The sequence below is a fragment of the Pseudomonas emilianonis genome (assembly GCF_023072625.1).
In the GTDB taxonomy this organism is placed as follows: domain Bacteria; phylum Pseudomonadota; class Gammaproteobacteria; order Pseudomonadales; family Pseudomonadaceae; genus Aquipseudomonas; species Aquipseudomonas paraveronii.
Window position 1 is genome coordinate 1 of the sequence record NZ_JAKNRV010000010.1, and the last position, 25489, is coordinate 25489.

At 58.1% G+C, this 25489-nt stretch carries 19 protein-coding genes and 3 pseudogenes; 5 read left to right on the top strand and 17 right to left on the bottom strand.

The window, feature by feature from the left end:
- On the bottom strand, positions 1 to 1161 hold a 1161-nt coding region (locus tag L9Z73_RS02500; protein ID WP_247396034.1), incomplete at its 3' end, for a type VI secretion system domain-containing protein.
- A 540-nt stretch (positions 1162 to 1701) separates the two neighbouring features.
- Here L9Z73_RS02500 and L9Z73_RS02505 point away from each other — a divergent pair.
- Positions 1702 to 2757, top strand: a complete 1056-nt coding sequence (locus L9Z73_RS02505) for a helix-turn-helix domain-containing protein (RefSeq protein WP_247396035.1) — start codon at positions 1702 to 1704, stop codon at positions 2755 to 2757.
- Here the strand turns inward: L9Z73_RS02505 and L9Z73_RS02510 are convergent.
- From L9Z73_RS02510 to L9Z73_RS02575, 14 genes and pseudogenes are all read right to left on the bottom strand, one after another.
- Positions 2751 to 4028: an MFS transporter gene (locus L9Z73_RS02510; protein WP_247396036.1), complete on the bottom strand. Its 1278-nt coding sequence runs from the start codon at positions 4026 to 4028 to the stop codon at positions 2751 to 2753. The two genes, L9Z73_RS02505 and L9Z73_RS02510, sit on opposite strands and share 7 nt — an antisense overlap.
- Positions 4029 to 4309: 281 nt before the next feature.
- The gene (locus tag L9Z73_RS02515) at positions 4310 to 5380 is read right to left on the bottom strand and encodes a protein-glutamate methylesterase/protein-glutamine glutaminase (RefSeq protein ID WP_247396037.1); all 1071 of its coding nucleotides are present in this window, start codon (positions 5378 to 5380) and stop codon (positions 4310 to 4312) included.
- The gene (locus L9Z73_RS02520) at positions 5377 to 5889 is read right to left on the bottom strand and encodes a chemotaxis protein CheD (protein ID WP_247396038.1); all 513 of its coding nucleotides are present in this window, start codon (positions 5887 to 5889) and stop codon (positions 5377 to 5379) included. Before L9Z73_RS02520 ends, L9Z73_RS02515 begins: the two co-directional genes overlap by 4 nt.
- Positions 5882 to 6685 carry a CheR family methyltransferase gene (locus tag L9Z73_RS02525; RefSeq protein WP_247396039.1) on the bottom strand — a complete coding sequence of 268 codons (804 nt, stop codon included), beginning with the start codon at positions 6683 to 6685 and terminating at the stop codon, positions 5882 to 5884. Before L9Z73_RS02525 ends, L9Z73_RS02520 begins: the two co-directional genes overlap by 8 nt.
- Positions 6682 to 7203 carry a chemotaxis protein CheW gene (locus tag L9Z73_RS02530; RefSeq protein ID WP_247396041.1) on the bottom strand — a complete coding sequence of 174 codons (522 nt, stop codon included), beginning with the start codon at positions 7201 to 7203 and terminating at the stop codon, positions 6682 to 6684. Before L9Z73_RS02530 ends, L9Z73_RS02525 begins: the two co-directional genes overlap by 4 nt.
- A gap of 61 nt (positions 7204 to 7264) precedes the next feature.
- Positions 7265 to 7771 (bottom strand): chemotaxis protein CheW, encoded by a 507-nt coding sequence (locus L9Z73_RS02535; protein ID WP_247396043.1) that lies wholly within the window; start codon positions 7769 to 7771, stop codon positions 7265 to 7267.
- Positions 7772 to 7774: 3 nt separating this feature from the next.
- A pseudogene (locus tag L9Z73_RS02540) lies at positions 7775 to 8749 on the bottom strand (methyl-accepting chemotaxis protein); the annotation flags it as partial.
- A 192-nt stretch (positions 8750 to 8941) separates the two neighbouring features.
- Positions 8942 to 9949: pseudogene (locus L9Z73_RS02545) on the bottom strand (MCP four helix bundle domain-containing protein); the annotation flags it as partial.
- Positions 9946 to 12084, bottom strand: a complete 2139-nt coding sequence (locus L9Z73_RS02550; protein WP_247396045.1) for a chemotaxis protein CheA — start codon at positions 12082 to 12084, stop codon at positions 9946 to 9948. The gene L9Z73_RS02550 and the pseudogene L9Z73_RS02545, both read right to left, overlap by 4 nt.
- A 4-nt stretch (positions 12085 to 12088) precedes the next feature.
- Complete coding sequence (locus L9Z73_RS02555) at positions 12089 to 12406, bottom strand: STAS domain-containing protein (RefSeq protein WP_247396047.1); 318 nt, start codon at positions 12404 to 12406, stop codon at positions 12089 to 12091.
- A 33-nt stretch (positions 12407 to 12439) separates the two neighbouring features.
- Positions 12440 to 12808 (bottom strand): response regulator, encoded by a 369-nt coding sequence (locus L9Z73_RS02560; protein ID WP_247396048.1) that lies wholly within the window; start codon positions 12806 to 12808, stop codon positions 12440 to 12442.
- Between the two features lie 13 nt (positions 12809 to 12821).
- A complete protein-coding gene (locus L9Z73_RS02565; RefSeq protein WP_247396049.1) occupies positions 12822 to 14006 on the bottom strand; it encodes a methyl-accepting chemotaxis protein in 1185 nt (394 codons plus the stop codon).
- Positions 14007 to 14169: 163 nt separating this feature from the next.
- A complete protein-coding gene (locus L9Z73_RS02570) occupies positions 14170 to 14799 on the bottom strand; it encodes a response regulator (protein WP_247396050.1) in 630 nt (209 codons plus the stop codon).
- On the bottom strand, positions 14799 to 17681 hold the full coding sequence (locus tag L9Z73_RS02575) for a PAS domain S-box protein (RefSeq protein WP_247396051.1): 2883 nt from the start codon (positions 17679 to 17681) through the stop codon (positions 14799 to 14801). Before L9Z73_RS02575 ends, L9Z73_RS02570 begins: the two co-directional genes overlap by 1 nt.
- A 586-nt stretch (positions 17682 to 18267) precedes the next feature.
- Here L9Z73_RS02575 and L9Z73_RS02580 point away from each other — a divergent pair.
- The 4 genes from L9Z73_RS02580 to L9Z73_RS02595 all read left to right on the top strand — a co-directional run bounded on the left by L9Z73_RS02580 (position 18268) and on the right by L9Z73_RS02595 (position 23669).
- A complete protein-coding gene (locus L9Z73_RS02580) occupies positions 18268 to 20034 on the top strand; it encodes a GGDEF and EAL domain-containing protein (protein WP_247396086.1) in 1767 nt (588 codons plus the stop codon).
- Between the two features lie 576 nt (positions 20035 to 20610).
- Entirely contained in the window at positions 20611 to 22266 is a 1656-nt protein-coding gene (locus L9Z73_RS02585) for a HAMP domain-containing methyl-accepting chemotaxis protein (protein ID WP_247396052.1), read from the top strand.
- 41 nt (positions 22267 to 22307) lie between these two features.
- Positions 22308 to 22832 (top strand): chemotaxis protein CheW, encoded by a 525-nt coding sequence (locus L9Z73_RS02590; RefSeq protein ID WP_247396053.1) that lies wholly within the window; start codon positions 22308 to 22310, stop codon positions 22830 to 22832.
- A gap of 30 nt (positions 22833 to 22862) precedes the next feature.
- A complete protein-coding gene (locus L9Z73_RS02595) occupies positions 22863 to 23669 on the top strand; it encodes a CheR family methyltransferase (protein WP_247396054.1) in 807 nt (268 codons plus the stop codon).
- A gap of 75 nt (positions 23670 to 23744) precedes the next feature.
- Here L9Z73_RS02595 and L9Z73_RS02600 read toward each other — a convergent pair.
- Positions 23745 to 24152, bottom strand: a pseudogene (locus L9Z73_RS02600) (response regulator); the annotation flags it as partial.
- Positions 24153 to 24154: 2 nt separating this feature from the next.
- Entirely contained in the window at positions 24155 to 25441 is a 1287-nt protein-coding gene (locus L9Z73_RS02605; RefSeq protein ID WP_247396055.1) for an ATP-binding protein, read from the bottom strand.
- Positions 25442 to 25489 lie beyond the last annotated feature (48 nt).

Consider the following 25489-nt stretch of genomic DNA (forward strand, 5'->3'; position numbering starts at 1 on the left):
TGCCAAACCTTCGAGCCAACTGCGGGTCGCGCCATCGGCGAACGGTTGGCCGTCGGCGAATGTCAGCTCGACCAGCGACGGCAAGCGCGCTAGAAAATGACGGGTTTCCAGGGCCAGGCTGGCGGCACCGGCCATCGCCGCCGAACCCAGTCGTAAGAGCGCGGCATGACTGGCCCGATTGAGGTCCAGCCAAAAGGGATAACTCGTCAAGCGACCTTCGCAAAAGCGCACGATGTCCAGCGGCTCGCCAGCGCTTTGCAAGCGACTGAAACCTTCGAGTTCCGCGTCCGAAGGCGGCGGCAGGCGCGTGGCGTAGCCTTGCGCAGGAGGTGCCTGCTCCAGGGTCGTCCAGGCCAATTGGCGATTGAGGCGAAACAGCAACGGCAAGGTCGCTCGAGACTCCAGACAGAACCCCAGCAGCGGCGCCAGCGAGGCAAATACGCTATTGACCGCGCTCTCGATGGCCTCATCGCTCTCCAGACGGCCCAATGGCTGAACCGGCGCGAGGACCAGGGGCGGCACAGGGGCCGAGGGGGCGTGCGCAACCGGCGTCGGGATCGCCGTAGGCGCATCGACTGCCGGCAGAACCGCCTCTGACGCAACGGGTATCGGCTCGACACTCGCTTGCACGGGCAACTGCGATAGACGACGACGCAACGCAAAAAAGCTCGGGCCGTCGGTGTCACGATCCCGCCATTGGCTATCGATAGCGTCCCAGTCTTCGAGCAATTGCGCCAATTGTTCTCCGGGCACCGCTTCGAAGCTGCCTTCAAGCTTCACTGCAAGCCACTCGAGCATCCACTCGGCCTGGTTGCGCCGGGCACGCAATCGAGCCGGCGGCGGGGTCAGGGTCTCCCAATACAACTCAAGCATTTCGCGCAATATATGCACACCGGTCGCCAGGCCGGAAACGCCTTGCAGGGTGGTCCAGGCACATAACAACCAAACCGCGGCATTAAAATCCTTGCCCTCTTCTCGAAGCACTTTTACACAGGCATCGGCTACTTTCTGCCAATCCACTCCGGACTCGGCGTGGATATTGTTCAATTTATCCACTTCAATTTGCGCGAGCGAAAAAGCCGCGCCTTCCCGAGGGTTGGCGCCAGCAGGCTGCGTCAAATTGATCGCAAACGAACCTACTTCCCAGTCGGCGCAACTCATCCGTTACTCCTTACTTCAATAGGTTGTTTGATACATCGTTGCAGCGTAAAAACTGGCTGCCGCATCGTTGAGCCGCCGGCCAAGCATGTGTCAGCCAAGACGTCGGGGCCATCGGGTGAACACCTGAAGTACTCACCGGTTGAAAGTGCCCTTTCAGATCATCGCGCCGAAAATAACAAGGCCAATACCGACCGGACTTTGTTTGAGAAACAAGCACACGCTTTCACAGCGTGCGAAGCACATAAACGCTGTCAAATTCGAATTCGTATCAATCTATCAAGCGCGTTGCAGATGGCTTGACCCTGCGTTGCAACTTTTCAACTATTTTCAGGCGCCCTGCCCCGGTCTTGCCGACGCCTGAAAGTACGCAACAAGTTGGATACAAAGAGGGATTGTCATTACTTTCAGGAAAAAACCGGCTATAAGGAGAACGACCCTCCATCCTGACGGGCTGCCGGTAGGGAGCGTGGACATATAGTGGGTAGATCCAACGCCTGTTCACGGGTCGATAACCTAGGCTTTCCGGGCTGTAGTGAGTTCATGAACAAATCAGCTTCAGTCATATACGCCCCTAAACACTTCGCCTCCAGGCACGCCCACGATCACTTTGAGGTCAGCGCCGAGCCGGTTGCCAACCAATTGCTGGCCTGGCGTGATCGGGTCGGGCACGTCATCGACGTGCTGCCTACCTCCCACGCAACGACCACGCACTTCAACGCGAGCATTGACCGCTACAAATTGGGTGATCGGGTCTTTACCGACTGCTCGAGCGACGCCTTGTTGCTGGACCGTTCGATTGCACGCATCTCGACCGACAAGGTCCGGGACTATGTGTTTCAGGTCTTCACCCAAGGCGCAATGGAGTCCATTCGAGGCGGACCACAGGAACAAGGCACATCCGCCATCGCGAGCATCGTTGCCATGGACATGAACCAGCCGATCAGAATGAACCGGGGGCGTTGCCGCGTATTGACCTTCTTTGTCTCGCGCTCGGTCGTGGACGCGGCGCTGCCGCATGCCGAGTCGATCCACGGGCGGGTCTTCGAGAATACGACGCCTATGACCCAGTTGATGATCGACCATGTCGAGGCGTTTTCAAGAAAACTGCCCGCTATGACCAGCGCCGAGGCCGCGTCGACATTCGATACCGCCGTTCAACTCATGCTCGCGGCATTTTCGAAACAGGCCAAGCTGGGTGGGCACGCGCGGGCGGCAGCGCGCAGCGCGATGTTCGATAAAGCCAGGCGTTATGTGCAAAACAACCTGTATCAACCCTGGTTGACGCCAGAGTACGTGCTGATGGCCATGCAGCTACCTCGCGCCACGCTCTACCGTCTGTTCCAGCATGAGGGTGGATTGGGCCGCTATATCCTCAACTGCCGCCTGCGCGAAGCGGCAGACGAACTGGTGCGCTATCCGGACCGCCAGGTGATCGAGATCGCCTACAGCCTGGGGTTTAACAGCGCATCGGCGTTTACCCGCGCGTTTCGTCGCCGCTATGACCTGGCGCCGCAGGACCATCGCCTGATGGCGGCACAGAGAATGGGCAAAGCGATGCCGGGTAACCGTAACGTCGCCGGCTGGATTGATCAGTGAGCCGGCGGGCGGGCTGGAAACTTCACTAATGCGAACAGGCTGACCAATAGCGCACCCAGCAGATACCAGGAAGGCGCCATTGGGTTCTGGGTAACGCCGATCAACCACGTCACAAAAAACGGACAGAACGCCCCAAAGATCGTCACGCCGAAACTGTAGACCATCGACATCCCGGTGGCACGATGATGCGCCGGAAAAGCCTCCATGATCATCACGGTGGCGACACCGTTGTTGCCCATCGCTATAGCCGAATAGAGGCCGATGATCAGCAACGAAGCCAGCTCGCCAACACCATGGGTCAAGGCGAGAAACACCGGATAAACCAGCAGGATGCTGACGATCATCGTCACGTATTGGGTGGGTTTGCGTCGCGGCAGCCGATCGGCGAGCCGGGCAAACAATGGCGCGGCGATGAACAGCACCGCACTGGAAAAGCACGCCGAGAGCAAGCTCATCTTCGGCGACATGCCTAACGTGCGGACCAGATAGGTCGGCATATAGAGCACCATCAGGTAGATGCTTGCGGTGGGGGTTGCCATCATCAAAATCCCCAGCAATAGCTGGGGTCGGTGGCTTTTCAGCAAGACACGCAGCGATGGTAGCTGGATACCGCGCCGTGCTGTCTCCACCATATTGCGCCGAATGAACCACCCAAACGGCGCAATCAAAAGCCCAAGCACGAAAGGGATGCGCCAGCCCCAGGCCAGCAACTGCTCGGGCGTCAGCAACGAGGTCGTTGCGGCACCGACGACAGCCCCCACCAACACCGCAGCAGCCTGGCTGGCAGAACGCCAACTGACCAGATAGCAGCGTTGATTGCGGGCCGCCAGCTCCATCAGCACCACCGACGACACCCCGATCTCTCCCCCGGTCGCGAACCCCTGCAGCAACCGCGAGACGACCAGTAACACCGTTGCGGTGACGCCGATAGAGGCATGAGTCGGCATGAAAGCGATCAAGGCGGTACCGGCTGCCATCAATAAATTGGTGACATTCAAACCGGCTTTTCGCCCTTTGCGGTCTGCAAGGTTGCCGATCACGATTGCGCCCAGCGGGCGCATCGCGAAACCGATGCCAAACGTCAGCAACGCCATCAGCAACGAGGCGAAGGAACTGTCCGATGGAAAAAAAAGCTTGCCGATGATCACGGCAGAAAAGCTGTATACCGTGAAGTCGTAGATCACCAGGCCATTGCCAACGACTGTCGCCAGTATCACTTTCTTCGATTGCCTGAAGGCCACCGGACAATCGCCAGTTTCAAATTTCGACATATAAACGCAGGTCCCGTCGAATAAATCAAAGCACGCTTGGTCGCGCACAGGAGGGCCAAAAAGGCCCCTCCTGGGCACGTACCGCGCTAAGAGCCCGAGAGACTGGCTATCGGCCATGTAGCGCCGTCCTGGCGCGTGCATCCTACGGAACAATGTCAGGCTTGTATGTAACCCGTTTATAACGCGAGCACACGTGTATCCCCAGTGGCTTAGCGTCTTTTACAGCCGCCCCGCGAACCTCCTCGCCTTCATTTGGCGCGCCAGGCCTACAGCCGGAACAGTCAACGACGCTGATGCATGGATTGCAGAATCGCCGCAGCAATATGCTCAAGGGGCAGTTCACGCTCCACCGCCCCCAGCTTGAAGGCTTCCTTGGGCATGCCGTACACCACACACGACTCTTCATCCTGGCCGAGGGTGTGGGCACCGTTGTCGTGCATCTCCTTCAGGCCACGGGCGCCATCGTCCCCCATGCCCGTCATGATGATGCCCAACGCGTTGCCCCCGGCACTGCGGGCAACGGAACGAAACAGCACATCCACCGAAGGGCGATGTCGGCTGACGGGAGGGCCGTCGACAATTTCAACCTGGTACTGGGCACCACTGCGCTTGAGTAACATGTGCCGGCCACCGGGCGCGATCAGGGCACACCCCGGAATGACTCGGTCGCCATGCTTGGCCTCTCTGACCTCGATCTCGCACAGCCGATTGAGGCGCTCGGCAAACGCCGCAGTGAAGTGTTCGGGCATGTGCTGCACAATCACGATGCCTGGGCACACCCTGGGCAGCGCGGTCAACACCAGCTCCAGGGCTTGAGTCCCGCCCGTGGACGTACCGATGGCGACGATGTTTTCGGTGGTGCGCGCCATTGCCTGAGTGCTCGCAGGCAGTATGACGTCGGCATTCAGCTTGGCGGGGGCTCGCTCCCCGGAGGGCACCATACGCTTCATGTTGGCCCGGGCGGCGGCCTTGACGGCACCGGCCAGCTCATCGGAACTGTCGGTCAGAAACTGGCGCAAATTCAGTTGTGGTTTGGTCACGATACTGACCGCACCGGCAGCCAGTGCCTGCATGGTGGTGGCCGCGCCCTTCTCGGTCAACGTGGAGCAGATGACCACCGGCGTGGGGTGTTCAGCCATCAGTTTCTTGAGGAACGTAATGCCATCCATCCGTGGCATCTCGACGTCCAGCACAATGACATCCGGCCATTGCTTGTTCATTTTGTCCATGGCGAACACCGGGTCCGCCGCCGCACCGATCACCTCAATCGCGGGGTCTTGTCCCAGGGTCGCGGTCAGCACCTGACGTACCACGGCGGAATCATCAATGATCAACACTTTGATAAGGCTCATGTCGCACGCTCTCCATGAGGGCTGCTGGGGGGTTGCGGCAGGGCCAGGTAGTTGAGCGCAATGTCGCCATTGGCAAGATCGAACACCACGGTCCGATAACCCACGCCTTCCACGTGGAAGTTTTGGCAGTGCAACTGATGTAACTCGAGCAGGTGCCTGGCTTGCTCGACATTACGTTGCCCGACGTAGTGATTGTCCGGACGCACAAGCCCTGGAAACATGTTGCCACCGCCAAATACGCTGATTCTGAACTCGGCTGGCTTGGCGTTGCTCGCGTGTATTCGACCGAGCAACAATTTGAGCGCCTCATCGCCGTAGCGACCATCCAGGACACCTGAATTCGCCGCTGCGCGCCGAGGCAGCAAGTAGTGACACATGCCGCCCAACAAATGCCGCGGGTGCCAGAACACCAGGGCCACACACGAGCCCAACACAGTACGTAACCGAATCGCGCCTGCGCCGAAAAACCAATCGCCGGGATTAAGGAAAACCTCACGGGCGTCAGGCATGTGGCCTCCGGTAGATCGAAGGCTTGACCAGCCGCAGCTCATCGGTGACGCCATTGAGGCTCTCCGAGTGGCTCACCAGAAAGTACCCGCCGGGCTTGAGGTGGCTGACCAGCCGTTTGACGACTTGGACTTTGGTATCGCTGTCAAAATAGATCATCACGTTGCGCAGGAAGATCACGTCAAACATCCCCAGTTTGGGCAGCGGATTATTCAAATTGATGGCCTGGAAATCGATCCGCGACGCCAGCGCCGGGTCGACAATGAAGCAACCGTGGTTGGCGCCGACACCCTTGAGGCAATATTTGTTGAGCAGCGCTTCGGGTATCCCGCGTATAGCCTCCAGGGGGTAACGCCCTTCGCGGGCCTTGTCCAACACGCGGCTGCTGATGTCCGAGGCCACAATCTCCCAGGGCCGGCCGGCGAGGTTGTCGGCCAGGACCATCGCCAGGGTATAGGGCTCTTCTCCGCTTGAGCAGGCGCCACTCCATACGCGCAAAGGCCCGCTGCCGCGTAGTTCGGGAAGCGCCACGTCGCGCAGGAAGTCAAAATGCTTGGGCTCGCGAAAGAAGTAGGTTTCGTTGGTGGTCAGCATGTCGACCGCCACCTGTAGTTCCGTACTGTCCTTCATCAACACCTTGTAGTAAGCGCCGTAGGTATTGAGCTTGAACACTTGCAGGCGCTTGGCGAGCCGAGCGCTCACCAACTGTTTCTTGGCATCCGACATGCTGATGCCCGCGATTTGATGAATGAGGTTGCGAAATTGCTGGAACTCGGCGTCGGAGAGAATCACGTTCATAAAGACGTGCCCGAGGGTTCGAGGCTTGCCAGCGCATCGACCTGTTCCAGGGACAACACCCGACCGATGTCCAGCAGCAGCACGAAACCGCTCTCCAGTTTGCCGATACCCAACAGGAAATCGGCCCTGACATCGGTACCGAAATTCAACGAGGGTTCGATGTCCTGCTCGGCGATTTCAAGGACTTCGCTGACCGCATCCACAATGATGCCCACCGGCTTGCGCACGGCATTGGTCTGTACCTCAAGGATCACAAAGCAGGTTTTTGAGGTCTGCACCGTGCGTTCGCCGCGAAAGCGCACGCCCAGGTCGAGTACCGGCACCGCGGCGCCTCGCAGGTTAATCACGCCGCGTATGCTGGGGGGTAACAACGGCACGCTCGTAATCGGCCCATATTCGATGATCTCTCGAACATTGAGTGTGCCGACGGCGAACATCTCATTGCCCAGCTCAAAGGTGAGGTATTGGCTGGGGCTTGAGGCCGTGGAATTGCGTGGACTTTCGATGGATAGCGCCATGATTCACCTCGGATCAATTACTTTCCGGTCGCGCCTGGAGGCGCGCCCGTATGCGTCACGGTCACATCAAGCCGGCCATCTCATCGACACACAAAACATGCTCAATTTGCAGCAGCGTGACAAACTCGCCTCGCACCTTGGTCATCCCCCGGATGAAGTCGGTACGAATATGGTTGCCGAAAGCTGGGGCGGGTTTGATATCGATATCGAGTATCTCGATCACTTCACTGACCGAGTCCACCACCACGCCCAAGACCTGGGACTCGCCCTCCTTCGCCGCCTCCAGAATGACGATGCACGTTCGGTTGCCCAATACCGTCACCCCCTTGCCAAACCGCGCCTTGAGGTCTACGACCGGCACCACCGAACCGCGAAGGTTAATGACCCCTCGCAGGAATGACGGCATCATCGGCACGGTTGTCACCTGGTTGTATTCGATGATTTCGCGAACACTCAGCGTGTTGACCGCATACATTTCCTGAGCAGCCAGGAAGGTCAGGTACTGCAAGGGTTCATCGACTTGCAGCGCTGGCTCACAAGTGCCTGGCGTAACGGCTGAGGCACTCATGGGTCAACTCCCGAAGCGGACGAAACCGCCCTCCGCCGAACGGCTATCCTGGTCAAACGTGGACGCCGCACGGCTGACGACGGGCATCGAGACCGCCCGCCCGGCACGCTTGCTCTGTACGGTGAAAAAGCCCATCAACTCCTGCAACTGCTCGGCCTGGCCGCTCATCTCCTCGGCCGTTGCCGCCAGCTCTTCGGATGCCGACGCGTTTTGCTGCGTCAGTTGGCTCATCTGCGACATCGCGCTGTTGATTTGCTCGGAGCCGATGGATTGCTCTTCCGAGGCGGCCGCGATTTCCTGCACCAGGTCCGATGTCTTGGCAATCGACGGCACAATCTCATCAAGCAGGTTGCCCGCCCGTTCAGCCAAGGCCACGCTGTTCTTGGCCACTTCACTGATTTCCTGCGCGGCAATCTGGCTACGCTCAGCCAATTTGCGCACTTCTGCCGCCACTACCGCGAACCCTTTGCCGTGCTCGCCGGCACGCGCCGCTTCGATAGCCGCGTTGAGCGCCAACAGATTGGTCTGGTAGGCGATGGAATCGACGATGCCGATTTTTTCGGCGATGGTCTTCATCGCCGCCACAGTGTCCTTCACGGCTCGACCACCTTCAGAGGCTTCCTTGTTGGCTTTGCCTGCCATGCCGTCGGTGACCTTGGCATTTTCGGTGTTTTGGGCAATGGACGCCGACATTTGCTCCATCGACGCCGAGGTCTGCTCCACCGATGCGGCCTGTTCGGACGCCGATTGAGCCATGCTTTGGGCCGTGGCGGAGATCTCCTCAGAAGCACTGGACAGAGAGTCAGCCGAGCCGCGCACTTCGCCGATGATTTCCGAGAGTTTTTCCACGGTACCGTTGACTGAGTGCTTGAGCTCCAGGAACTTGCCTTGATAGTCGCCGGTAATGGTCCGGGTCAGGTCGCCACTGGAGATCGCCGACAACACATCCATGGCTTCGGTAATCGGCACGATGATCGCATCCAGCGAACCATTGATACCCAGGATGATGCTGCGGAATTCACCCTGATGCCTTGCAACGTCAGGACGGGTGTCCAGTTTGCCGATCAGCGCGCTGTCGCTGATCTGGCGGGTGTCTTCGACGAGCGCCAGGATATTGGCCCGCAGTTGCTCGATGTTCTCGTTGATAAAGGCTTTTTTGCCAGGGAATCGCTCAAGCGGTGCCGACAAATCACCTTCGCCGAAGGAGCGGATACACGCCATGGCTTTTTTCTTGACCGCGATGTGGCCGTTGACCATATCGTTGATGCCCTGGGCCATGGAACGGTAACTACCATGAAAGCGGCCGGCATCGATCTGTACGTCGATGTCGCCCTTATCGTGTTCACTGGACATACGGTCCATCTCAACGGTCAATTCATTCAAGCCCGCTCCCAACCGCTGCATGCTCGCCATCAGGCTGGTGGTGTCACCCGCCTTGAGCGTCGCCTTTGCATTCAGCTCGCCGGCGGTTAGACGTGCAGCAAAGGCTCGAACCACCGAAGGCTCAGCACCGAGCTGGCGCATCAGGTTACGCCCCAGCAAGCCTCCGATGAGTACGCTAGCCAACAGGGTCAGGCCGCTCACCAACAGGATGATGTAGCGCGCTTTTTGCTCGGTGGCGGTGGCGAGCAATTGGCCCTTGCGACCCAGCTCCAGGTTGTAGTCGCGCATGTCATTGATCGTCGCCAGCACCGAGGCCTGTAAGGGCTGGCTTGCCTCAATCAAGGTGCGAGCCGAGGCGTGATCACCGCCATCGATTAACTTGTCGAAATGCGCCTGTAAGGTGGTGAACTCACCCAGACGCCCGCGCAGTTGCGTCAACAGCGACGCGTCATGATCGTCGGTAATCAACTCGGCCTGATACTGATCCAGGGCTTTGCCGATTGAGCTGAGATTCTGTGCCACGCTCTGCGAGTAACTCGGGACGCTATTTTTTTCGGAATCACTCAAGCGCTGCCATTGCAAGGCGCGAAGGTCGGTGAAGGCCGCTGCGGCACGATCTATTCCCAGCAAGCTGGGCACTGTGTTGACGTTGGCATAACTGGCGCTCGTATTGATTTCACCGGCCAGATATAAGCTGGTGCCGCCCAACACGACGACACCCAGCAATGCCGTGAAAACCAACAACATGATGTTTCTGATAACGGTCATGGCGAGGAACTCCTGATGACGCTTCATTGAGTCGATAAAGGACTTTGAATCGAGCGGTGGGTGGCGTCCTTGGCAACGAGTCCTAACAAATTGGGTATATCCAGAATCAGGGCGACAGCTCCGCTGCCAAGGATGGTGAACCCGCCCAGTCCATGGGCCTCACCAAACACTTTGCTCAATGGTTTGATCACGGTTTGGAACTCCCCCTGCAAGCGATCGACAACCAAGCCGGCACGCATGCCTGCGTATTGCACGACGACCACGTTTTCGCGGTTACCTCGAGGCTCTTGCACGTCAAACATGTCGCGTAGCCGCAAGATCGGCAGCACCTCTCCCCGCAGGTCCAGGTAGCCGGTTTCGGCCCCCTGCCCAGGCGCCAGCTCGATGCACTCCTCCACCATGTTCAGCGGAATGACATAGGAGGCCTTGCCCACTCCGATCAGAAAACCGTCGATGATTGCCAGCGTCAGCGGTAGACGAATCCGTACCGTCGTGCCCCGCCCTTCTTCGCTCTCGAGACTCACGCTGCCGCGTAAAGCCGTGATATTGCGCTTGACCACGTCCATGCCCACGCCTCGGCCCGACAGGTTGCTGACCTGGTCGGCCGTGGAAAAGCCCGGCTCGAAAATCAAATTCAGAATGTCTTTATCCGCCGGTTGCTGGCCGTCACCCACCAGGCCACGCTCGCGGGCCTTGGCCAGGATTTTGTCCTTGGCCAGGCCACCGCCGTCATCCGACACCTCGATCACAATGCTGCCGGATTCGTGATAGGCATTCAGGCGCACCGTGCCCTGGGCAGGCTTGCCCCGTTGCAGGCGAATCGACGCGGGCTCGATGCCATGGTCCATGGCGTTTCGCACCAGATGCGTCAGCGGGTCGCCGATACGCTCGACGACCGTCTTGTCCAGCTCGGTTTCGCCACCGCCGATGTGCAGCACGATGTCCTTGCCCAGCTCTTTGGAGACGTCCCGCACCACCCGCTGGAAACGCGTGAATGTCGCGCCAATCTGCACCATACGCAGGGTCAGTGCCGAGTCACGCACCTCCTCCACCAACCGCGATAACAGACTGGTGGCTTCGATCATCTCGCCAATCCCGCTACGCACCGCCACCAGGTTGGCGCCGGCACCGGCAATGATCAGCTCGCCGACCAGGTTGATCAGTTGATCCAGCTTGGCCGCGTCGACCCGAATCAGATTGCCTTCGTTGCTCGCCGCGCTCTTGGCGGCCTTGATCAGCGGCGTGATCGAATCCTGCGGTGCATCAAGCTCGCCGTGCGTCTCGGCCGGTGCTTGCTCGCCCTCTTGAGCGACGAGCAAGGCCTGGGATTCAGTCAATGTGCCGCAACGAACCAGCAGCTCGAGCAGCTCGGCGTTGTCTTCGGGCAACGCGTCGAGATGCGCGCGACACGCTTGGACAGTCGCTTGCGGTGCGAGGATCTGTACGAGCGCGTCATCGCGAACAAAATCAAAGGCGCCGTCGATGACCTCCCGGGAGGCGTCGCTGGCCAGCGCGAGCTCAAACCCCAGGTAGTTGGTTTCCGGGTCCATTGAGGCTATCGGTGGCAACGCCTCGAACAGGGTGACGGTATGTAGCAAACGCCCCAACGTGCTCAGGTAACGCAGGAACGCCAAGGGGTCCATGCCGTTGCGCAACACATCCGGGCCAAAGCGCAGGGACAAATGCCAGTGGCCGGGACTGTCGCCGCGGTCATCCGCCGCAGGCCTATTATGTTGAGGCGCGGGCGAAGCAGTCGGTACCGAGCCTTCCAGATACAGAGCGAGCCGCTCACCCAGGCGTTGGCCCTGGACCTGCAACGGTTCGTCCAATCGATCAAGGTTGCCATCCTCGGCCAGCAGGTCGATCAATTGGCCAATATGGTCACGGGCGTCGAGAAACAACGCACTCAACGCCTCGTCGACGCGCACTTCCAGGCTGCGTACCCGATCCAGGACGCTTTCGGCGACATGGGTGAACTCCACGATGGGCATCAAGCCAAACAAGCCGGCCGAGCCTTTGATGGTGTGGGCCACACGGAACAGGCCGTTGATGGTATCCAGGTCCTGCGGCGACTTCTCGATCTGCAGCAGCGCATCTTCCATTTGCAACAAAAGCTCGCGACTCTCCGCAATGAAGGTCTGCAGCACGTCATCCATGTTCATACGATCATGCTCCAAGCGACTGAGCGAAAGGCGGATTGGCGAAGTAGTCGTCAAGACCGCTGAGCCGTATTGCTTCGGTCACGGCCACACTCGGGTTGCTCAGCAACAGCTGCGTGCTCCCTTTGAGCGACTCGCGTTTGATCAGGATCAACAATTGCAAACCGGCGCTGTCCAGTTCGTCGACATTGGACAAGTCCAACTCGACCTCATGGGCCAGCGGAAACAACGACAACAACAGGTCTTTTTGTTCAGTGGCCGTGTAGATCGTCAGGGGGCCTTCCATGACTTGGATTCGACGCAGCATCGGGACGGTGCTTTTCATGGAAACCTCCTGGTCAGCGGTCGCTGGCCATCGCTATGGCAGGATCAACTTGGAGACGGCGGTGAGCATTTGCGCGGGCTGAAAGGGCTTGACCATCCACGCCTTGGCACCGGAAGCCTGGCCTTGCTGCTTCATCGCATCACTGGCTTCGGTGGTCAGCATGATGACCGGGGTGAACTTGTAGGCCGGCAGTAGCTTGGCGGCCTTGACGAAGCTGAAGCCGTCCATGTTTGGCATGTTCACGTCACTGACAATCAGGTGGATTTTGCGTCCATCGAGCTTGCTCAGTGCATCTCTGCCATCACAGCCTTCGATCACGTCGTAACCCGCGCCTTTGAGCGTGATGCTCACCACCTGCCGGATGGAGGCCGAGTCGTCGACAATCAGAATGGTTTTGCTCATCGGAAAAGCTCCTCTAGAAAAAGGTGATTTCGCTGGCGTCAGCCTTGGCGTGCGTGTTGCCGCCATGAATGGCGTGTTGCTCCGGCATCGTGTAAGCCGTTGAAAGCTCTTGCAGCCAACGGTCACTGGCCATCGGGGTGAGCGCATGCCCACTCAGGCTCGATGCTTGGCGCTCGTCCAGTTGCTGCTCTAGCTTGCCCAGGTCGCGGGTAATCAGCGTCAACATCTGGCTGACGCGATCCTGAAACTGCAAGGCGACCAGCACCTGGGCAATCTCGTCGGCGACGTTGGCGCTCTGCTGCTGCAAGTCATGGCTGTTGCGCACGATGGTTTGGGCGGTACCGCGAAAATGTTCAATGACCTGCGAGACCACGCGCTCCGAGTCGGCGAGGGTCAAGGTGTCTTGTTCGGCGTGGTGGCGGGACATTTGCACCGTGCGGGCAATGGCCGCGTTGACGGTATTGACGGTTTCACTGATCTTGCGCCCGGTCTCGCCGGACATGCTCGACAACTTGCGCACTTCATCGGCAACCACCGCAAAACCTCGCCCCGCCTCACCGGCTCGGGCGGCTTCGATGGCAGCGTTGAGGGCAAGCAGGTTGGTTTGACTGGCGATGTCACCGACAAACTTGGCCATCTGCTGAAGTTGCTCGGTGAAGCCGGAGAGTTGCAGGACTTCTTTGAGTTCGTTCTCTTTATTCGAGAGCGCGGAGCGCAAGGCCAGAACGATGGAGTTGAGGTCACGCTGGCCGACTTCCAGCAAGTCGACCAATTGTTGGGAAGCGTCTTGCCCGCCGTTGCTGGCTACGCTGTTGCTGATGTTTGATGACAGCGTGCCAAAACGTTCGCTGAGCTTGAGGATGGACGTTTCACTGATCAGTCGAGCCGCTTCAATCTGCCTGGACCAGATCGGAAGTACGCTCAGACACACATCTGCCAAGCCGTTATCGACGGCCAATGTCGCCGAGGTCTCTGCCGGTTGATCGAGCTGCTGGCGCAGTCGGGTCCAGTGCGCCTGGTAGCCCCTGTTTGCCCAAAGGCCCAGGCCGATACACAACGCCAACAACACGCTCCCCGCCCCTACTGCCCAGGCGCTGAAACCATTGCTGTAAGCGATCGCCAGCCCACCGAGCAGACCGGCCAAGGCCACGGGAAACAGTGTCAAAGCAGCCGAGGGGGGTGTGGTCTGTTCGTTCACGGTCTGTCTCCCAGTCAAAGCCTCTCATCACCGGTTGATCGGCAGTTAGATTGCTTGAGGAGGATGATGGCTCAGTAATGGCACGCCAGCCATCAGACCATCCCTATTCTGGGGTAGGGATACCGGGAACCCGGGTAGGAAAATCCCTACCCAAGGGCGCTGACTATGAAATCCCCAGGGTCATGGCGAAGCGAACAATGTCCGCCGTAGAACTGAAGCCCATTTTTTCCATGAGCCGAGTCTTGTGGGTACTGACCGTCTTGTTGCTGATGACCAACTGCCCCGCAATCTGGTTGACGCTCATGCCATGAGCCAGCAAGCGCAGAATCTGGAACTCGCGATCGGACAGGCTTTCAACGTAGGTCTGTTGCTTCAAGCCGCTGCTCTGCAGGGCAATCTGCTCCGCCAGCCCAGGGTCCAGGTAACGTTGACCGCTGACCACGCGTCGCATGGCAATCAACAGGGTCTCGGGGTCGCGGTCCTTGGTCAGGTAGCCAAGCGCACCGGCGCGCAGTGCGCGTTGCGCGATGTGGATTTCGTTATGCATGCTCAACACCAGGATCGGCAGATTCGGGTACTGGGCATGCAGGCGGGCAATCAGAATTTCGCCGCTGATACCCGGCATATTCATGTCGAGCAGCAGCAGGTCGATCTCGACCTGGCGCAACAGTTCGATCACTTGCGCTCCACTCTCGGCTTCGGCCACCACTTGGACGTCGGCGACCAGCGTGAACAACTGCTTGAGCCCTTCGCGCATGATGGTGTGGTCATCGGCAATCAGCATGCGAATCATCAATACGTATCCTTGTGCATCGGAATGAACGCCTGCACCGTAGTGCCCTGTCCGGGATGGCTGAAAATGATCACTTTGCCGCCCAACATCAGGCCGCGTTCACGCATCCCGGCCAACCCCAATGTCTGGCGGGTGACAGCGTCCGGGTCAAACCCCTTGCCGTTATCCTGGACCTCCAGCAGCCAGTGCGTTTCCTGCGGGCTCAGGGTGACGCTGACCTGTGTCGCTTCGGCGTAGCGCGCGATATTGGTCAACGACTCCTGCACGATGCGAAACGCGGCGGTGGCGTGCGTATCGGGGAGCGTCAGGGGAATCAAAGGCAGGTGCAACACGCAGGGAACCCGGGTCAAGCTGACGAATTCGGTTGTCAGCCATTCAAGGCCGGAGACCAGCCCCAGGTTCAAGGCGGAGGGTCGCAGACTGGTAGAGACATCGCGCACGACCTGGATCGTCTTATCGGTCAGCACCATCAGCCGCTCTACCTGCGGGGTCAGCTCAGGTGTGGAGGCGCCGAACTGAAACCTCAGCAGCGATATCCCCATGCGCAGTGCCGTCAAGTGTTGGCCCAGCTCGTCATGGATCTCCCTGGCGATCAGTTTGCGCTCCTCTTCCCGCGCCGTTTCGCGGCGGGTCGACAAATCGCGCAGTTGTGCATTGGAGTTGGCCAGGCGGCGCTCGGCAGCACGCAGTTTGGAAATGTCGCGCCCCACCGCCAGCACGCTGACGACCCGCTGGCCGTCGACCTCCGGCACAAAGTGGATCAGCACCACTTTGGGTGCGGCCTTCAACCCCGAGAGAAAAAACTCTTGCTCCGTCGCTTTATTTTCCTGAATCACTTGGGCCACCAATTCGCGAAACAGCTGAGACTGGTGGTTCAGGGGCGCCACCGCATCCATGGGCATTCCCATCAGTTCCGGCCAGGCCCCGCCCACCCATTTGCGCAGTTGCGCATTGACGTAGAGCACCTCGCCATGAGCACTCAGACGAGCGATAGCATCCGGGCTGTTTTCGACCAGGGCGCTGATATCGTGCTGGCGTCCGAGTTCTTTCTGCCTGGCCCTTGTCAACAGGGTAATGTCGCGACTGATCACCAATATCTGCGGAGCCACACGCCCCGAATCCGCTACGGGCACCAGCGTAAAGTGCAGTTGACGAACTTCGTTGCGAAGCATCATGCCCTCATCGAACTCAACCACCCGCCCGGCGCTCGTGCATTGCTCGCACAGTGCCTGGATTTTTTGCGCGCTCAACCGACCAAAGATCGGCTCCAGGGGCTCACCGATAACATCGGCATGAGCTTTGCCCAGCGCGCGTAACAACGCGGGGTTGACCTCCACGCAACGCAGGCAACCGACCTCAGTCATTTCTAGCAGGCAAAGCATGTCCAGGGTGTGGTCGAAAATGTCACGATAACGGCGCTCGCGCTCCCGAAGTAACGACTCTGATCGCCAGCGTTCGATCGCAATCGCCGCAATGTGACACGTCTGGCGCACGCGCAGCATGTCGCTCTCATCCGGCCCGGTGCCGGGCGACTGGGACAACTCGAAAGTGCCGAGAATGTGTCCTTGTTTGTCCACGATCGGTTCGGACCAGCCGACAGCAGACGCCTGATTCATCACAGTGCCAGTGCCGAGCTGCACCCTGCAGGACCGGTGGGGCAAGGCCAATTGCAGATAACCCACAAGGAGCCCCAGCGTTTCCTCGAGGGGGGCACCCGTCGACATTTTTTCGAAAATCCCCAAGCGCGCGTCTTCCAGGACTTGTTGCTTGCGCAACTCCGTGATGTCGTGGGCCAATGCCAGCACGCCGACCACCTCGCCGGTATGGCTGCGCTCGGCCATCAGGCTGACCGCACAACTGAGAGACTCGGTACTGTCCGCGAAGGTCCAACTGTCCAGGAATTGCGCCGTTTCGCCTGTTGCGACGACATGTTGCAGATGGTTGAGATAGTCCCCGGCGTCCTCGCCAGGGCTAGCGCCTATCGACTGGTCGTAAGACATGCCGGTCAAGAGCAAAAATGTCGGGTTGACGTAAGTGCGCAGCAGGTTGCGATCGTAACGAACAATGATGTTGGGTGAATTTTCCGCGAGGGTGAGAAATTTGAGTTCGCTGCCCATCAGTGTTTCGCGAAGCTGCCAGTTCTCGGTGATGTCCTCCAGTTGGGACACAAAGCAGATTGGCTGCCCTTGATCGTCCCGCACCAGCCCCACGGTCAACCGCACCCACACCACCCGCCCGTCGCGACGGATACAGCGTTTATGCAGCGTCGCCCCAGGCCTTTCACCGCGCTTGAGTTCGTCGATCAACTGCTTGCCGACCTCACGGTCTTCGGCGTGGGTCAGTGCCATGAACGTGGTGTTTTGCAACTGCGCTTCGCTATACCCAAGCAGGCTGCAAATGACGCCATTGGCCCGTAGCCAACGACCGTCCAGCGACACCAGTGCGAGGCCGGTGCCGGAGGAATCGAAAATCGACCTGAGCGGAATCTGCGAGTAGCTTTCGGTATCGGATTGCGCGACCGACGGTCCCTGGCGGGCAATGACCTCGACAATAAAATAATCCTCGCGCCACAGCGTCAAGGCGATGTCCAGCCCGCACGCGCCCCTGCTCAGCGCCGAAAAACCAGCTCGCGTTTTCCCCGCTGCCTGTTCCAGCGCCGCGTAAAAAACGCCATGGTCTTCGGACCGCAGGAGGGCGATAAACTCGCCGCCCGCAGCCGGAGAAACACCATTTTGAATTTGCAGATGTGAGAACGCGCGATTGCCAGCGACAACACGGGCGGCTCGGTCCAGCGCCACAACCGCAACTGACAGACAGCTGAGCACGCTCTCGAGGGTTCGCAACGTATCGTCGTCAACTATTGCCAGTGTGTCGCGGGCCATACGTCCCTGTACCTCGGTCTTTGACAGTGCTTAAGAACATTTGAAAGGCGTGCAAAACGCCTGGCAACCTTCTACACAGCGCTGGAAGTCGGACACGACTGAACATTGATCTTTCTAGGAGAATAGAACCCTTCAATCGCGATTAACCGCCAACTTGTATATATCGTTTTGAGTGTGTCCTCAGACTAACTACTGGTTCTTTGCTCGAACTGTAGCTCAATCTTAAGCTTCCAAGAGCTATAGCACGATAGAAGAGAAAGCATTCCAGGAAATGGTCCAGGTCAACCCGCTTGGGCCGACGCTGGTTTTGCCTCACTTGTTGTCTATGCTGACCTGCGAAGGTGCGTTGATGGGGGCAAGCCGTTGTAGGCCTTGCGCCGCATCGTTGATGCGTACCGATCCAGCGTCTGGCCAAACGCTCAACGAGCATGTGCTTGCTGATGGAGCCGGCACTGCTCGTGGAAGAGCGCCACGGGAGACCACCGACGCGCAGACCTTTGAGCGATTCAGCGAATAAAAAAATGATATCATAATGACATCACCGCCTGATACCTTTAGGCAGAACCAAGCAATTGCGAGGGTCATCATGGGCGAAGGCGCTCCCATTCCGTCGAATGAAGCTGAAAGGCTAAAAGAGGTCGCGAAATTTTGCCCCGCGGGCGGCGACTCCGACGAAGTCTTCGACAAAATCGTCGCAATGACCTCTGCGTATTTCAACGCGCCGATCACGCTGATCTCAATCGTCGATGAACATCGTCAATGGTTCCGCGCGCGGGTTGGCCTGGAGGCAACCCAAACGCCAAGAGAGGTTTCCTTTTGCGCCTACTCGACGTTGGATAATTCGCGGTTGGAGGTGTTGGACGCCAGCCTTGATACCCGGTTTAAAGACAACCTCTTGGTTACTGGCGCGCCGTATATTCGTTACTACGCCGGTGCGCCACTTATTACCGAAGATGGTTTTACCCTGGGAAGTCTCTGCATCATCGACACCGCCGCCCGCACACCCATGAGCGCGCTCGACGTTGACATGCTCAATGGCTTCGCGGAACTGGTCATGATGCGTATCTGTCATATGCGATCTCGTAACTTCGTAGACCCACCCACAGGGCTATTTAATCGACTGAAGTTTGAGGAGGATATCCATCAAACGATCCGGGTGAAAAGTACGTGCGAGGTTTATGCGATCGACGTCATTGCGCCGAAATTCCTCAACGATATCGTGAAAGCGCTGGGTTATATTTTTGCACAAGACCTGATCCTGGCCATAAAGTCGCGCCTACAAAAACTGCTGCCCGATACCTGCTTGCTTTATAAAATCAGCCCAACGCGATTTGGCTTCATTCTCAAGGAGCAGCAGACGCCTGAGCACATTTGCGAAAATATTCTGCATAACTTCAAAACACCGGTTGCGTGTCACGGCATCCCCATACCCATGCAAGTAGGGATTGGCGTACTGCCTATTTTAAAATCCCAAGAGCTCCAGCAGGACTGGCTACGCCTGGTGGTAAGCGCTGCGGATGAGGCCCGTGACCGCAAGCTCGGATGGTTTCTTTATGAGCCGCAATTTGATGCAGCTCAACAACGGGCTTTTATGCTGTTGAGTGCGTTGCCGGAGGCGGTCAACGCTGACCGACAGTTCAGTCTGGTATATCAGCCAAAAATCAAACTACCCTCGGGAACATGCCATTCGGTAGAAGCATTGATACGTTGGACGCATCCGGTACTCGGCAACATCAGTCCCGCTGAATTCATCCCCTTGGCTGAAAAAACAGCGCTGATAGCCTCCATTGGGTTATGGGTGCTCAAAGCCATTATCCAGCAAGCGGTGGCCTGGAAAGCGCGAGGTTTGCGCCTGCTGATAGCGATGAATATTACTGTCAGTGACATGGAAAGCGCCGAGTTCGTAGACACCCTGATTCATGAAGTCGAAAAACACGGCCTGGAACCTGCCGACTTTGAAGTTGAGCTTACCGAAAGTATGCTCATGACCAACCCGAAAGAAGTCATCCGGCAACTGGAGCGCGTTCGTAAGTTTGGTGTAGCGGTCGCCGTTGACGACTTTGGCACCGGCTACAGTAACTGGGCGTATTTGAAGAAACTTCCGGCCAGCACCGTTAAACTTGACCAGTCGCTGATCAGTGGGCTGTGCACCAATAAAAATGATAAGAAACTGGTTAAAACCCTGATAGAGCTGGCGAAGGGCCTCGGCTACCGAGTCGTTGCAGAAGGTGTAGAAAGCGAAGAAGTTCTAGAGCTTTTAACACAGTGGGGATGCTCTGAAGCGCAGGGTTACTTGATAGCAAAACCTATGAGTTCCAAGGCTTTAGAAGCCTGGATAGTACAAAGAAGCTAGGAGGCACTCGTGATTCTTAAGGATTATCACTCTGCGGTTGCGGGCTTTTTATATAACGCGCTTCCGCCGCTGGTCGACGACCGATTATATAAATGATCAGTGCAACATTACTGCCGTTACTGAGCGCCCCTGTAAAACTGAACTATTTTGCCACTGGCCGACGACTGACCTGTTCTGCGCTCAAGTTGATCCTGGCCTGGGCCGATAGGGATGTGAGAAGGATCGAGGTTTACTGATTCAGGGAGGAACTTATGTCGTCATACGGCAACTTGCAGCCCCTTCCTCAGGCAGGCGCTTTTTTCCGATTACCGCTCATATCCGCCGCCGGTGGTGTGTGCGCCCCGCTATTGAGCGACTCACGCCCCGCTGGGGCTGGGGCTGCTGAGCCTACGCCAGAACGACGGGCGATGGTGAATGAAGTAGCGGCCATCGCCCAGCAGACGAGTCAACGTCAATCAACCCGCCGACCACCAGGAAACGTGCCCGGCGTAAACCCGGGCAGCCCGCTGTTTATTCGTTGAACGATAACAATACCGGCAATTAAGCCGACCGCACCGCACATGGAGAGGCCTTTCAATGAAATGGTTCTACGATTTAAGAATAGCCACCAAGCTCATCACGTCGTTTTTGCTGGTGTTGGTGCTGACGGCCCTGACGGGCGGGTTCGCCATCATCCAACTGGGCATGGTCAACGAGACTGCCACTGAGATGCGCGACAACTGGTTGCCCTCAGTGCGGGTTGCCTCTGGCATCCGTTTTTTTGTCGCCAACTATCGGATCAAGGAACTGCGCCATCTGATGGCCGACAGTCCGACAGAACAGACGCAATATGAACAGGAGGCCGTCGATGCTCGCAAGGAAGTCGATACCCGCATCGCGCGCTATGAAAAAGAGCTGGTCTCAGGCCCGGTTGACCAAGCGTTGCTCGATACGTTCAAGAACGATTGGAGCAGCTACCTCAACACCAGCAAGAACCTGTTGGCCGAGTCCCGACTGGGTGCGAAGGAACAGACCAACGCCATTCTCAAAGGGGACTCGAAACGCGACTTCGAACAAGTCGCCAGCGACCTGGTAAAAATTATCGACTTCAACGACGCCGGGGCGACGGCAGCCAATCAACGCGGTAACGAAATCTACGCGAATGCGCGACTGTCAATCATCGCCGCGGTACTCGTGGCCTTGCTGGTGGGCATCGCGCTTGCGTTGTTTATTTCACGCATCATTTCCAACCCGCTGAGAAGGGCCGTGGATGTCGCCAGCCAACTGGCCGAAGGGAACCTGGCCGTGAAGATCGAAGGTGGCTCCAAGGACGAAACCGGGCAGGTGCTCACGGCGATGCAGGCAATGGTCGGCAAGCTTTCGCAGATTATCGGTGAGGTGCGCAATGCCGCCGACGGTCTGGCCAGCGCGTCGGAGGAAGTCAGCGCTACAGCCCAGTCCATCAGCCAGACCACCAGCCAACAAGCTGCAAGCGTCGAAGAAACCAGCGCGTCCATCGAACAAATGAGTGCCAGCATCAACCAGAACACCGAGAACGCCAAGATAACCGACGGCATGGCCAGCAAGGCGGCCAAGGAAGCCGGGGACGGAGGCGACTCGGTTCAGCAGACGGTCCAGGCGATGAAAAAAATCGCGCAACGCATCAGCATCATCGATGACATCGCCTACCAGACCAACTTGCTGGCCTTGAACGCAGCCATTGAAGCGGCGCGAGCCGGCGAACATGGCAAGGGCTTCGCAGTGGTGGCGGCCGAAGTGCGCAAACTGGCCGAACGCAGCCAGGTGGCCGCTCTGGAAATAGGCGAGCTATCCACCAGCAGTGTCGAAATGGCCGAACGGGCGGGCCGTCTGCTTGGCGAGATGCTGCCTTCGATCAACAAGACCTCCGATCTGGTCCAGGAAATCACGGCCGCCTCCGAAGAACAGGCAGCCGGCGTATCGCAGATCAATTCGGCAATGAACCAACTCAACCAGGTCACTCAGCAAAATGCCTCCAGCAGCGAGGAGCTCGCTTCCACCGCCGAAGAAATGAGTACCCAGGCCGAACAGTTGCAGCAGGCCATGAGCTTTTTCACGCTGGAGGTGGGTGATCGGGCATCGAACGTCACACTTGGCAAGCCTAGCCCGGCAAACAGCGTATCGCGCGCAGTGGCGCGGGCACCGCGAGCGGTCCAGCAGAAAAACTTCCTCAAGAGCGCAGGTCCCGACGAAAGCGAGTTCACGCGATTCTAAGCGCAAACCGGACGGGATGCTTTTTCATGCAGGAGAGCGACATGGGCGCGTTAACCAATACCCGACAAACGGCTGCGATTCAAAAGCAGGAGGCGCAGTACCTGACGCTCCTGCTGGGCGGCGAAATGTTCGCCATAGATATCCTGGGTATCAAGGAAATCATCGAGTACGGACACGTGACCCCGGTGCCGATGATGCCCGACTTCGTGCGCGGCGTGCTCAATCTGCGGGGTGCCGTGGTGCCGGTGCTGGACCTCAAGGCACGGTTCGGACAGCCCTGCACGAAGGTGACTCGACGCAGCTGTGTAGTGATCCTCGAAACCAGCAGTGAAGACCACCAGGCCCAGGATATCGGGCTTCTGGTGGACAGTGTGTCAGAGGTACTGGCAATTCCGGCGGACGAGATCGCGCCGCCCCCCAGCTTTGGCGCACGCATTCGTCCTGACTTTATCAGCGGCATGGCAAAGGTCGCCGGTAGGTTCGTCATCGTGTTGCAGGTCGACAAGGTGTTATCCGTGGATGAAATATCTCAACTGGCGGACGCCGGCGACAGCCCTACCCTCTAGGCCCAGTGAGTCACGAACAAGGAGTTCGGATTGAAACAGATCAATCTTGAAGATCGCGAATTCACCCAGTTCCAGTCCTGGCTCTATGGCGCGGCGGGCATTCACTTGTCCCCCATGAAAAAGGCCCTGGTTGCCGGACGTCTGTTCAAGCGCCTGCAGTTCCATGAGCTGGAGAGCTACGGCGCGTATTTCAAAATGATAATGGGCAAGGAGAACCCCGACGAGCTGCAGTTTGCCCTGGACCTGTTGACCACCAACGAAACGTATTTCTTTCGTGAACCCAAGCACTTCGAGTTCCTGCGCGAGCGGGTATTGCCCTTCGCATCGCCGGGCAAGACGTTCAGGGTGTGGAGCGCGGCCAGTTCCTCGGGCGAAGAACCTTACAGCCTGGCGATGACCCTTGCCGAACACCTGCGCAGTACGCCCTGGGAGGTCATCGGATCGGATATCAGCACCCAGGTCCTGGCCAAGGCCCGGAACGGGCATTACTCGATGGAACGCGCGAACAGACTGCCGCTACCCTTGCTCAGTCGATACTGCCTCAAGGGTATTGGCCGGCAGGAAGGCACCTTCCTGATCGACAAAACCCTGCGCCACCGGGTCAGTTTCGTTCAAGTCAACCTGATCGAGACCCTGCCCAAATTGGGCGAATTCGACGTAATTTTCCTGCGCAACGTGATGATTTACTTTGATCAGGAGACCAAGCGAAAAGTGGTCAGCCGCCTCCTCCCATTTCTGCGACGGGGCGGCTATTTCATGATCAGTCATTCGGAAAGCCTGAACGGCGTCAGCGATGCGCTCAAGCTGGTGGCGCCTTCGATTTATCAAAAGCCATGAGCTTCAACTGACGTTGCGTGGTGGGATCGCACGCAAATTTTCGTTCTATTCGCTAATGCGCGCCTTCGGGTTGTCACGGTCACGCAGCACATTCTGCAGGTCCAGAGCCTCATCGAGGGTGCGCTGAAGCTCTTCATCATTCCAGGGCTTGCTGATGTAGCGGAAAATATACCCATCGCTGATTGCCTGAGTGATCATACTCATGTCGGCATAACCGGTCAGCAGGATATTCATGCACGCCGGATCGCGCTTATGCACCTCCCGCAGTAGGGTCGGACCGTCCATAAACGGCATGCGCGCGTCGCAGATAATCATGTCTATAGGGTGCAGTTCGAATAGCGTCAGCGCCTGCGCCCCACTGGTGGCCAGCAGCAAGTCGTAAGGCTTGCCGCGCAGCAAGCGACGCAGGCTGTTGAGGATACTTTCTTCGTCGTCCACCAGCATGACGGTGTGGCGTTTTTCACTCAAGGAAGTGGTGTCCATGATCAGCTACCTTCAACAGCAGAGGTCAATTGGGCCTGTACCAGGGGCTGGCGCAATGGCAACCACGCGCGAAAGCAACTACCCCTGCCCGGCTCACTTCTGACGGTGAGCCTTCCATGGTGTTTGACCATAATGCTGTACGACAGCGACAGGCCAAGACCCGATCCCATGCCCACCGGTTTGGTTGTGAAGAACGGTTCGAATATCCGGTTCTGGATTTCCAGCGGGATGCCATGACCGTTGTCGGTGATCTCGACGAAAACGCCGCCGTCTTCCCTGCCACTGCTGATGATGATTTCGCCGTCGGCGCCGACGGCATGGCTGGCATTGATGAGCAGGTTCAGGAAAACCTGATTGATCTGTGATCCCATGCACTCGATGGGTTCGATATCGCCGTAGTTCTTGATGACCTGAGCCTTGAACTTGATCTCGTTCCAGATAACGTTGAGGGTGCTATCCAGCCCCTTGTGCAGATCGGCCAACTGCCATTCGTAACTGTCGACATGGGAGAACTCACGCAGGTCCTTGACTATACGAGTGACGCGGTCCAGCCCGTCGACCGATTCGGTGAGCAATTCGTCGATGTCCTGACGCATGAAATTGTAATCCGCCTTGTCCCGCATGGCCGCGAGCTCAGGATGAGCATGGGCATGCGTTTCGTCACTGGCCTGCTCATAGGCATCGAGCAGTGCGAAAATATCCACGAGGTAACGGCGCAGGCTGTTGACGTTGGAGCAAACAAAGCCAATCGGGTTATTGATCTCGTGGGCCACCCCCGCAGCCAGTTGCCCTATCGCCGCCATCTTCTCGGACTGCAGCAACTGCGCCTGGGCGTCTTCGAGCCGTGCGATAAGCAGCGCCTGGGCGCTCTTTTCCTCTTCTAGCAACTCGTTAAGGTGCGTCAGTTCGAGTTGGCGGGCGGCGGTATCGGTCGTATCACTGATGGCCAGGCCTACACCCAGACTGCCGCCGTCGGCGTCCTGCACGGGGAAGAAGGTGCAGTTCTGATACATGTGCCGGACCATACCGCTGATGGGCCGGGTGCTTTCGAAATTGAATAGGTGCGGCCGTTGCTGCCAGGAGGTAAAAGCAAAGTTTTGCAGCGTGAAGACACTGTTGATCTTCTGCCGGGTCCAGCGCTCAGGCAGCTCCGGAAATGCTTCGAACAGCGTGCGCCCCACCAGCTCCTGGGAACTTCGGCCGCTATTGATAGACATAAAGTGGTTGGAGAACAGCACCTTGCAGTCCTGATCGACCAGCAGCACGCCCATATTGATCGCCTTGAGCATCGACTCCAGGGTTTCCCGGGAAATTGCCTTGTTGTCTGTCATGAAGAC

Coding starts and splice junctions, on each gene's coding strand:
- L9Z73_RS02505 (WP_247396035.1), top strand. CDS start 1,702: ATGAACAAATCAGCTTCAGTCATATACGCCCCTAAACACTTCGCCTCC.
- L9Z73_RS02560 (WP_247396048.1), bottom strand. CDS start 12,808: ATGAGCAAAACCATTCTGATTGTCGACGACTCGGCCTCCATCCGGCAG.
- L9Z73_RS02575 (WP_247396051.1), bottom strand. CDS start 17,681: ATGGCCCGCGACACACTGGCAATAGTTGACGACGATACGTTGCGAACC.
- L9Z73_RS02535 (WP_247396043.1), bottom strand. CDS start 7,771: ATGAGTGCCTCAGCCGTTACGCCAGGCACTTGTGAGCCAGCGCTGCAA.
- L9Z73_RS02585 (WP_247396052.1), top strand. CDS start 20,611: ATGAAATGGTTCTACGATTTAAGAATAGCCACCAAGCTCATCACGTCG.
- L9Z73_RS02530 (WP_247396041.1), bottom strand. CDS start 7,203: ATGGCGCTATCCATCGAAAGTCCACGCAATTCCACGGCCTCAAGCCCC.
- L9Z73_RS02515 (WP_247396037.1), bottom strand. CDS start 5,380: ATGAGCCTTATCAAAGTGTTGATCATTGATGATTCCGCCGTGGTACGT.
- L9Z73_RS02550 (WP_247396045.1), bottom strand. CDS start 12,084: ATGAACATGGATGACGTGCTGCAGACCTTCATTGCGGAGAGTCGCGAG.
- L9Z73_RS02525 (WP_247396039.1), bottom strand. CDS start 6,685: ATGAACGTGATTCTCTCCGACGCCGAGTTCCAGCAATTTCGCAACCTC.
- L9Z73_RS02605 (WP_247396055.1), bottom strand. CDS start 25,441: ATGCTCAAGGCGATCAATATGGGCGTGCTGCTGGTCGATCAGGACTGC.
- L9Z73_RS02580 (WP_247396086.1), top strand. CDS start 18,268: ATGGGCGAAGGCGCTCCCATTCCGTCGAATGAAGCTGAAAGGCTAAAA.
- L9Z73_RS02570 (WP_247396050.1), bottom strand. CDS start 14,799: ATGATTCGCATGCTGATTGCCGATGACCACACCATCATGCGCGAAGGG.
- L9Z73_RS02590 (WP_247396053.1), top strand. CDS start 22,308: ATGGGCGCGTTAACCAATACCCGACAAACGGCTGCGATTCAAAAGCAG.
- L9Z73_RS02555 (WP_247396047.1), bottom strand. CDS start 12,406: ATGAAAAGCACCGTCCCGATGCTGCGTCGAATCCAAGTCATGGAAGGC.
- L9Z73_RS02520 (WP_247396038.1), bottom strand. CDS start 5,889: ATGCCTGACGCCCGTGAGGTTTTCCTTAATCCCGGCGATTGGTTTTTC.
- L9Z73_RS02510 (WP_247396036.1), bottom strand. CDS start 4,028: ATGTCGAAATTTGAAACTGGCGATTGTCCGGTGGCCTTCAGGCAATCG.